Annotated in this window: 2 protein-coding genes and 1 pseudogene; all 3 read left to right on the top strand. The window is 76.0% G+C overall.

All coding sequences use genetic code 11. The features are described 5' to 3' along the window. The first annotated feature begins 98 nt into the window (after positions 1–98). Positions 99–539 (top strand): hypothetical protein, encoded by a 441-nt coding sequence (locus ACFV4N_RS42780; protein WP_499678417.1) that lies wholly within the window; start codon positions 99–101, stop codon positions 537–539. A gap of 249 nt (positions 540–788) precedes the next feature. Continuing rightward, positions 789–1868: pseudogene (locus ACFV4N_RS42775) on the top strand (ATP-binding protein); the annotation flags it as partial. Between the two features lie 241 nt (positions 1869–2109). Next, positions 2110–2432: sensor histidine kinase (locus tag ACFV4N_RS42770; RefSeq protein ID WP_499678418.1), on the top strand; the 323-nt coding region annotated here is incomplete at its 3' end.

The raw sequence follows: 2432 nt of genomic DNA, 5'->3' as shown, positions 1-2432 counted from the left end.
CGCGACCCCGGGCCGGGCGCCCCCGCCGCGGGCCGCCGAACCGGGGAGGGACCGTCCCGCGAACCCCGATCGAGCCACGCCGGTCGAAGGGGGAAGCCATGGACGACACCGCGGCCTGCGCCGCCACCCGCTACGCCAACCAGCTGCACGCCACCGTGGAGCGCCTGGCCATCGGCAGGCGCTGGCCCCTGGTGCTGGCCGACGGCAACGTGCACCTGCCCACCGGGCGCGGCATCGCCGGCCTGCTCGTGCCCTCCCCGCTCGGCTCGCGGGTGCCCGCCGACCTGCCGGCGCTGGCCCTCTCCCCCGCGCTGTGGGCGTTCCTGGTCGACGTGACCGGCGCCTGCCGCCCCCCGCTGCCGCCGCACACCCGGCTGATCGCCGACGGCCGCCACCTGCCGCTGCCGCCGAGCGTGACCGCCGACGGCCCCGTCCGGTGGGTCCGCGAACCGCGCGCCTCGCTGCCCCCGCTGGACCTCGTGCTCGACCTGCTGCGCCCGCTCGCGCCGACGCCCCGCGACCACCGCCGGGCCCGCTGACGGCGCGACCGCCACCGTGCCCGCCACGCGCGACATGCCGCACGCCGCCCGGCGCGCGTCGCCTACCGCCCGCCGCAGCCCGGCCACCGCTCACCGCCGGGCCGCCCGCCGAGCCCCCCGATTCATCATGCGGACCCCTCCTGACTGCCCTATACCTTCCCTTGCACTGTCAGTAGTTGAGGAGGCCCGTTGGTGACGGCACCGGGTGACCCCGACTGGGCTCGCGGCGTGCTGGCCTCGGGCGGCGAGATGGGACGGCTGGTCCGCGACTTCGACTGGTCGGCCGGTCCCCTGGGCGCGATGAACGGGTGGCCGCAGAGCCTGCGCACCGCCGTGGGCCTGTGCCTGACCTCCCGGTTCCCCATGGCGATCCTGTGGGGACCGGAGCTGGTGATGATCTACAACGACGCCTACCGACCCATCCTGGGCTCGTCCAAGCACCCGACGGCCCTGGGCTCGCCCTGCGAACCGGTGTGGCCGGAGATCTGGCACGTGATCGGCCCGATGCTGCACGGCGTGCTGGCGGGCCGCGGCGCCACGTGGTCCGACGACGAACTGCTCCTGCTGGACCGCAACGGGTTCCTGGAGGAGTGCTACTTCACGTTCTCCTACAGCCCGGTCGCGGACGAGACCGGCGCCACCGGCGGCGTGTTCTGCGCGGTCACCGAGACCACCGAGAAGGTCGTCGGCGCCCGCCGGCTGGCCACGCTCGGCGCGCTGGCGGCCGAACTGGTGGTCACCACCGACGTGGACCAGGCGTGCGCGCGGACCACGGCGGTGCTCGGCGGGCACCCCGAGGACGTCCGGTTCGCCGAGATCCACCTGGTCGACGGCGGGAGCACGCGCCGGGTCGCGTCCACCGGGCCGGTCGGCGACGTGACCGCGCTGGTCGCCGACGTCGCCGCCGGGCGGGCGCGGGTGCTCGACGGGGTGCGCGCGACCCCCGTGGTCGAGCCCGGCGCGACGGGGCCGAGCGCGGTGCTGGTGGTGGGGCTGAGCGAGCGCAGGCCGTTCGACGCCGACTACCGCTCGTTCACGGACCTGATCGCGGGCCACGTCGGCACCGCCATCAGCGGCGCCCGCGCCTACGAGGCGCAACGCCACCGCGCCCAGGCCCTGGCCGAGCTGGACGCCGCCAAGACCGTGTTCTTCTCCGACATCAGCCACGAGCTGCGCACACCGCTGACCCTGATCACCGGCCCGGTCCAGGACGCCCTCGCCGACCGCGCCCACCCCCTGCCCGCCGCGCAGCGGACCCGGCTGGAGCTGGTGGGCCGCAACGCCGGGCGGCTGCGCCGCCTGGTCGACGGGATGCTCGACTTCGCCCGCATCGAGGGCGGCAGGCTGCAGCCCGAACCGGTCGCGCTGGACCTGGCCGCGGCGACCCGCGACCTGGCGGTCAACTTCGCGCCCGCCGCGGAGCGCGCGGGGCTCTCGTTCACCGTGCGCTGCCCGGAGCTGCCGCGACCGGTCCACGTCGACCGGGACATGTGGGACCAGGTCGTGCTGAACCTGCTGTCCAACGCGGTGAAGTACACGCTCGCCGGCGGCGTCCGGCTGGAGCGGGCACGTGCGGCTGACCGTCGCCGACACCGGCGTCGGCGTGCCGGCCGACGAGCTGCCCCGGCTGTTCGAGCGGTTCCACCGGGTGCGCCGCACGCCGGGCCGCTCGCACGAGGGCAGCGGCATCGGCCTGGCCATGGTCCGGCAGCTGCTCAACCTGATGAACGGCTCGGTCCACGTCGAGTCCGAACCCGGTCGCGGCTCGACGTTCACCGTCCTGCTGCCCTACGGCGAGGGCGCGCCCGACGCCGCGCCCGCCGACGCGGGCGAGGCCGCCACGCCCTACCTCCACCAGGCGCTGAACTGGGTCGCGCCGGTCGGGGAGGAACC

It is taken from the genome of Actinosynnema sp. NPDC059797, assembly GCF_042732085.1.
Taxonomy (GTDB): domain Bacteria; phylum Actinomycetota; class Actinomycetes; order Mycobacteriales; family Pseudonocardiaceae; genus Actinosynnema.
This window is presented reverse-complemented; position numbering and strand designations above follow the sequence as displayed.